The organism is Chamaesiphon sp. (assembly GCF_041737865.1).
Taxonomy (GTDB): Bacteria; Cyanobacteriota; Cyanobacteriia; order Cyanobacteriales; family Chamaesiphonaceae; genus Chamaesiphon.
Genome location: NZ_JBGSQZ010000193.1, coordinates 1 through 6,258, shown reverse-complemented (window position 1 = coordinate 6,258; position 6,258 = coordinate 1). Strand labels below are relative to the sequence as shown.

The following is a 6,258-nucleotide window of genomic DNA, read 5'->3' as shown; positions in this document are numbered from 1 at the left end:
ATACTCAATACCTATAATTTCCTTGGCTCGATCTGGATGCTTTTCAATATATTGCAGTGGGTTTGGCATATTAGATAAAATACTATTTTACAGTTTTGCTATCTTTTTTGTCCACAGATTATATTTAGGATTGGTCTATTAGGTTATCCCTCCGTGGTGTTTTTTTTGCCTGTAAAGAACCGCTCGGTTGCGGGATCTGCCAAGCTGACTAGCTCTCGATCTTCGATGGTGCGATCGTCCGCTCCTCTAACTTCCTGCCATACTTCGTAGGTAGCCGGATCGATGTTAGCTAACTTTTTGAGCTGTCGCCCAGTGATAACCGGAGCAGCCCACTCAAATTTACGCCCATCTAAAGTGAAGAAGAAGGCTCGATCGCTCTCGAATACTAAGAATTTTTCGACCCCTGGTTGGTGTAGATTGACACTTTCATCTGGGCGGATGCCTTCCAGTTGACCATTCCTAAGCAGTTGATAGACAAGGAATTGGTCGGATGGTCTCCTACCTGCTAAATCTAAAAGCTGCTGTCAAGTAACGATTGGATCGTCGAAGTTGTAAGAAACGTCATCGATCGAGATAGAGTATGCACTTGATGTTGTCATTGAGATGTCCTAATTGCGATGTAGGTTGTTAATTGCGAGAGTGCAATTATTCTTTCATCATGACACAAATGCTTTAGAATTGCAATGTAGGTTCAAAATTGCATACTAGCAATCAAAAAGAAAAGATGAGAATGAGATGGCTAAATTAGAATTTGACGTAGAATCCTTTTATGCAGCTTTAGACAGTCAGCGTCAGTCCCAACGCCTAACTTGGAAGCAAGTGGCGGCGAAATCAGAAGTGAGCGCGTCTACTTTGACACGAATGGCACAAGGGAAAAGACCCGATGTTGATAGTCTCGCTGCATTGTTGCGGTGGTCGGGGTTGAAGGCGGAATCCTTTGTCAAAGGAGATCTAGAGCCTCAAACAACTTCAGATCCACTGACTCAAATCACGGCTTACTTGAGAGCCGATCGTAATCTCACGCCTCAAGGAGCTGCGGCACTTGAAGCAATCATTAAAGCTGGTTATGAGACTCTAAGAAAGGATAGAACGGATTGATGACGCACAAATTTCGGCATGGGTTCAAAACTGAAAGTGATGCTTATGCTCTGGAGTATAGGGAAGAGCTTGGACTAAAACCGCACGATCCGCTATGTCCTTGGCAATTAGCAAAATGGTTAACTATTCCGGTAGAACCACTCTCAGAATATAGAGAGCGGGAGCCGGATGCTGTTGCTGAGTTTATGGAAAAAACCCCAGAAAGCTTCTCTGCAATTACTATTTTTGATGGCTCCCGCGCCCTAATTATTCACAATGATTCACACAGTCATTGCCGACAAGCCGCAGACATCGTTCATGAATTGAGTCACCGTATTCTCGGTCATAAGCCCACTCCTGTATTCAATGAGTACGGATGCCGTTATGTTGACGAAAATGAAGAGAAAGAGGCGGAATGGCTGGGATCGGCATTACAAATTTCAAGAGATGCAGCTTTTCATATTGTTAAAACTGGCATGAGTTTTCCTGATGTGAATAAAACTTACAAAGTTAGCAAGGAAGTTTATACAATGCGCTTGAACGTAACTGGAGTTAATTTAATAATTGCTAGATCGAAGGCAAAGAAATGATCCTTAGCTAATTCGAGCCAATTTTAAGCTCTATTAATACTAATTTATTTGATTTTCGATCGTCAAAAATAGCAATCGTTATAGGCGAATCGTACAATATATAATTTTGAATTGGCGAAAATACAAATATCTAAAATTCCAGCAAGCCAAAAACTCACCAATAGACAAAGGCACCAATCCAGACTAGTCTAGTGGAATCTATCGGGGGAAAATCGGGTGCTTATTACCGTTGCTGGCTTTAAAGGCGGAGTGGGTAAAACTACCACCGCCGTTCATCTAGGGTGCTATCTAGCTCAAAAAGGTTCGACATTACTAGTCGATGGCGACCCAAACCATTCGGCGACTGGTTGGTCTAAACGCGGCAACTTACCATTTAAGGTGGTTGACTTGATGCAAGCCGCGCTCTACAGTCCCAAATTTGAACACATCGTTATCGATACCGCTGCACGTCCTGACAAGCACGAACTCGAAGCCTTAGCCGATGGGTGCGATCTATTAGTATTGCCGACTAGTCCCGACGCGCTATCGATCGATGCCATGCTCCAAACTGTCGATCTGCTGGAAACATTGGGAGCAGATCGCTATCGGATCTTGTTGACGATGGTTCATCCCAAACCAGTTAAATCGGGCGAAGCAGCTCGCGCAGCTTTGGGGGATTTTCCGTTATTTAAGCGAGATATTCGGCGGCTGATTTGTTATGAGAAAGCTTCCCTCGAAGGAATACCCGTTTATGAAGTGAAAGCCGATCGGATGTCGAAAATTGCGTGGAGTGATTATCGCACTGTAGCGGAGGAAATCTTACCATGAGCCAAGCGAATGCTTATAAAAATCTCGTTGCCAGTCGCAAGCCAAAACCAGATCCGCTCGGTGATGAGTCGAATGTCTCTGACGACCAAAGCACTGTAGGATCGGTTGTCTCGTTACCCGAATCAGCGGTAATCGCCCCAGCCGCCGATGTACCAGTTGCGCCAATTGCTGCTCTTGTCGTTTCAACTCCACAAGTTGCACCAGTGTCTATATCTCCAACCCAATTAGCTCCAGTCGTGCCAACTCAACCAAAGAAGCGGGGTAGACCTGCGACGGGCAAACGGAGCGATGATGCTTGGATCGGTCGTACTTACTACGTGCAACGGGAAACCGATCTGGATGTGGAGGATTATCTACTCAAGCTCAAACGCCAAGGGATTGAAATCGATAAGAGTGAATTGGTGGATTTTATGCTGGCTGCTTGGGCAAAATGGCAGCAAGGTGAAAATATAGATATTCTCCTTGACGAATTTACGCCAAGGCAGAAAGGGAAATAAGGGGAAGGGGGAAAGGGGAAAGGGGAAAGGCAAGAACGATCGATATATTCCCACGGCTTGCGGTTCGATCGATCGGAATATTGCAATCTGAAAATACAGCAATTCACATTGACATATTTTCACCAATCTGAAAATCTAAATCTCCAAGTCGATCGATTCGTCGAGACGATCGTAGAGATTGAAGCAATAGCAAGGGGAAGAGCATATAATTATCTCCTTACCCATCTCACTCAAACTTAGATCGTGTTACCCATTGGCGCATTTTCGCATTGGCGTAATTCTAAGGAGCGATAACGACATCGTAGCAAGTTGAAAATACAGAGATTCTGATTGACGTATTTTCGCATTGGCGTAATGCCGATCGAGCGAATCATCGCCAATATGTCGGACTAAGATCCGATCGTGAGTTAACAGCTTCGGTTGAGATTTGAACTTCCCCAACCCAACCTCATCCCCAGCCCCACTTCTAACAGGAGAGGAGATCGAGGGGCTAAGAATATCGATTTTCATGTTGATGTATTTTCACCAAGCCGAAAATCTCAAATCTCGATCGATGGCTGAAACAGTTGAGAGGGCAGCGATATCGTCTTTATTATTTACATATTTTCGCATTGGCGTAATTCTGAAATTTAGTAATTTAGCGGGATAACAGCATGATGAAAATATAGATATTCACACTGATGTATTTTCGCCAAGGTGAAAATGCACATTCGATCGAACCTTTTTAGCATCAACATTCTACCGGACAACATCAAAGCATCATGATTTCAGGGGAAATTAAAAGTCAAATCGATTGCATCTGGGATGCGTTTTGGTCGGGGGGAATTTCTAACCCGCTGGAGGTAATCGAGCAGATTACCTATTTACTGTTTATCAAGCGGTTGGATGACCTGCATACGCTGGAAGAAAATAAATCGGTGCGGTTGAATAAACCGATGGAGAAACGCATTTTTCCAGCAGGTAAAGACTCAGAAGGTAAGGAGGAGGAACACCGCCCTTATGAGGATCTGCGGTGGTCGCGGTTCAAGAATTTTGCCCCAGCCGAGATGTTTACGGTAGTGGATAAGCACGTCTTCCCATTTCTGCTGACGTTGGGCGGGGATGGCTCGACTTATGCCCATCACATGAAGGGGGCGCGGTTTACGATTCCTTCGGCTGCGCTGCTGTCCAATGTGGTGGATGGGTTAGATAAGGTGAAAATGGAGGATCGCGATACCAAGGGCGATCTGTATGAGTATATGTTGGGCAAGATTGCCAGTGCGGGACAGAATGGGCAGTTTCGGACTCCGCGCCACATTATTCGGTTGATGGTGGAACTGACGGCACCGAGTCCAGGAGATACGATTTGCGACCCTGCTAGTGGTACCTGTGGCTTTTTAGTCGAGGCGGGGGAATATCTACGGGAGCGTTATCCTAAGATGTTGCTGGATGTTCGTCAAAAGGAACACTTTCATCAGCAAACTTTCCACGGGTTTGATTTCGATAATGTGATGCTGCGGATTGGCAGTATGAATATGCTGCTGCATGGGGTGGAAAACCCCGATGTGCGCTATCGAGATTCGCTAGCTGAGGAGCATTCGGGGGATGAGGAGGCTTACAGTCTGATTCTGGCAAATCCCCCATTTGCGGGTTCGTTGGACTATGAGAATACGGCGAAGGGGTTGCAGCAAATCGTCAAAACCAAGAAGACTGAGTTGCTATTTCTCGCACTGTTTTTGCGGTTATTGAAGCCTGGGGGACGGGCGGCGGTAATCGTGCCGGATGGGGTGCTGTTTGGTTCTTCCAAGGCGCATAAGGAGCTGCGCCGCGTGTTGGTAGAGGATCAGAAGTTGGATGGGGTGATTTCGCTGCCTGGAGGGGTGTTTAAGCCTTATGCAGGGGTTTCGACGGCGATTTTGCTATTTACCAAGACCAATTCGGGGGGCACCGATCGTGTCTGGTTCTACGATGTGGCGGCGGATGGGAAGAGTTTGGACGATAAGCGGAATCTGCTGGTGGCTGAGGAGAAGTTGGGCTGTACGCCATCTGAGCCGTTGACCTTGGAGGAGCATGAGAAGAATAATCTGCCGGATGTGTTGAGTCGCTGGCAGTTGCGGAATACTAAGGAGGGGGAACGCCCTCGAACGGCGCAGAGTTTTTCAGTGCCGAAGGCGGAGATTGCAGCGAAGGGCTACGATCTGAGTTTGAATCGGTATAAGGAGGTGGTGCATAAGGTGGTGGAACATCACGATCCGCAAGAGATTTTGGCTAGTTTGGCGAAGTTAGAGGTGGAGATTCAGCAAGGGATGAAGGAATTAAAGGGGTTGTTGAGATGAGTGATTTATCTAAACAATGGCTAGAGAAAAAATTAGGAGAAATTTGCAATATTACTTCTAGTAAAAGAATTTTTCAAAGTGAATATATTGCAGATGGTATTCCATTTTACAGAACTAAAGAAATAAAAGAGCTTGCTAATGGGAAAGATGTAACGACAGAATTATTTATTTCAGAGGAAAGATACAGAAAAATAAAGATTAATTTTGGTATTCCAATAGCAGGAGATATACTATTAACTGCAATTGGAACCATAGGTGAAATATACGTTATAGAAGCGGATAAAGAATTTTATTTTAAAGATGGTAATGTTTTATGGCTGAAAGACTTCAAGTTAGTCAATACTTATTACCTGAAACTTGTACTAGGTTCATTTGTCGAAAAACTTAAAAAGCTTTCAAATGGTTCAGCATATGGTGCTCTTTCGATTGAAAAATTAAAAAATCATACAATTCTCTTACCACCATTAGAAGAACAGAAGCGGATTGTGAAGATACTCGATCGAGCCGAATCTCTCAGGACGATGCGACGACAATCGATCGAGCAACTCAACACCCTCACCCAAGCCATATTCTTAGAGATGTTCGGCGATCCTGTTACAAATCCGAAGGGATGGAAACGTTTAGCATTTGGCGAACTGTTAGCAAATATCAGTAGATCGCAAAGAGTGGAAAAAGGGGTAGAGTCTGGCTAGACAAAAACAAAAACAGCCACGATGACTACCCCTACTTCATTATCTCTGACTCCGGCTTTAACCGACGAAGGCACCTTGGCATCAACTATCGATTGTTTAACAACAAACTTGCCAATAGATATGTCTGGAGGCTATACAATCAGGGACTTGTTTGAAATTTTGGTGCGGACAGCCAGTCGAGGGGATAGCATTGAACAAACAGTCAGGGGCTTAGAGGGAACACCAAGTAGTAATGGCATTCGCTACCATCTGGAGAAGTTGGATGACATGAAAAGCCTAG

At 44.9% G+C, this 6,258-nt stretch carries 7 protein-coding genes and 2 pseudogenes; 7 read left to right on the top strand and 2 right to left on the bottom strand.

Features of this window, described 5'->3' with window-relative positions:
• Positions 1-143: 143 nt before the first annotated feature.
• Positions 144-509 (bottom strand): annotated as a pseudogene (locus ACEW9J_RS14455) (multiubiquitin domain-containing protein); the annotation flags it as partial.
• 226 nt (positions 510-735) lie between these two features.
• Between ACEW9J_RS14455 and ACEW9J_RS14450 the strand changes: the two are divergent.
• The 4 genes from ACEW9J_RS14450 (at position 736) to ACEW9J_RS14435 (ending at position 2,971) form a co-directional block, all read left to right on the top strand.
• Positions 736-1,098, top strand: coding sequence for a helix-turn-helix domain-containing protein (locus tag ACEW9J_RS14450; RefSeq protein ID WP_373545814.1), 363 nt, complete (start codon positions 736-738; stop codon positions 1,096-1,098).
• Positions 1,098-1,667, top strand: a complete 570-nt coding sequence (locus ACEW9J_RS14445) for an ImmA/IrrE family metallo-endopeptidase (protein ID WP_373545813.1) — start codon at positions 1,098-1,100, stop codon at positions 1,665-1,667. The genes ACEW9J_RS14450 and ACEW9J_RS14445 overlap by 1 nt, the downstream gene beginning before the upstream one ends.
• Positions 1,668-1,883: 216 nt before the next feature.
• Complete coding sequence (locus tag ACEW9J_RS14440; RefSeq protein ID WP_373545812.1) at positions 1,884-2,474, top strand: ParA family protein; 591 nt, start codon at positions 1,884-1,886, stop codon at positions 2,472-2,474.
• Positions 2,471-2,971, top strand: coding sequence for a hypothetical protein (locus tag ACEW9J_RS14435; protein WP_373545811.1), 501 nt, complete (start codon positions 2,471-2,473; stop codon positions 2,969-2,971). Before ACEW9J_RS14440 ends, ACEW9J_RS14435 begins: the two co-directional genes overlap by 4 nt.
• A gap of 246 nt (positions 2,972-3,217) precedes the next feature.
• On the opposite strand, the gene ACEW9J_RS14430 is transcribed toward ACEW9J_RS14435, so the two are convergent.
• The gene (locus ACEW9J_RS14430; RefSeq protein ID WP_373545810.1) at positions 3,218-3,481 is read right to left on the bottom strand and encodes a hypothetical protein; all 264 of its coding nucleotides are present in this window, start codon (positions 3,479-3,481) and stop codon (positions 3,218-3,220) included.
• Positions 3,482-3,732: 251 nt separating this feature from the next.
• On the opposite strand from ACEW9J_RS14430, the gene ACEW9J_RS14425 reads away from it, so the two are divergent.
• The 3 genes and pseudogenes from ACEW9J_RS14425 to ACEW9J_RS14415 form a co-directional block, all read left to right on the top strand.
• Positions 3,733-5,286, top strand: a complete 1,554-nt coding sequence (locus ACEW9J_RS14425; RefSeq protein WP_373545809.1) for an N-6 DNA methylase — start codon at positions 3,733-3,735, stop codon at positions 5,284-5,286.
• Positions 5,283-5,978 carry a restriction endonuclease subunit S gene (locus tag ACEW9J_RS14420; protein WP_373545808.1) on the top strand — a complete coding sequence of 232 codons (696 nt, stop codon included), beginning with the start codon at positions 5,283-5,285 and terminating at the stop codon, positions 5,976-5,978. Before ACEW9J_RS14425 ends, ACEW9J_RS14420 begins: the two co-directional genes overlap by 4 nt.
• A gap of 21 nt (positions 5,979-5,999) precedes the next feature.
• Positions 6,000-6,258: pseudogene (locus ACEW9J_RS14415) on the top strand (ISH3 family transposase); the annotation flags it as partial.

Coding starts and splice junctions, on each gene's coding strand:
- ACEW9J_RS14430 (WP_373545810.1), bottom strand. CDS start 3,481: ATGAAAATCGATATTCTTAGCCCCTCGATCTCCTCTCCTGTTAGAAGT.
- ACEW9J_RS14445 (WP_373545813.1), top strand. CDS start 1,098: ATGACGCACAAATTTCGGCATGGGTTCAAAACTGAAAGTGATGCTTAT.
- ACEW9J_RS14420 (WP_373545808.1), top strand. CDS start 5,283: ATGAGTGATTTATCTAAACAATGGCTAGAGAAAAAATTAGGAGAAATT.
- ACEW9J_RS14450 (WP_373545814.1), top strand. CDS start 736: ATGGCTAAATTAGAATTTGACGTAGAATCCTTTTATGCAGCTTTAGAC.
- ACEW9J_RS14425 (WP_373545809.1), top strand. CDS start 3,733: ATGATTTCAGGGGAAATTAAAAGTCAAATCGATTGCATCTGGGATGCG.
- ACEW9J_RS14435 (WP_373545811.1), top strand. CDS start 2,471: ATGAGCCAAGCGAATGCTTATAAAAATCTCGTTGCCAGTCGCAAGCCA.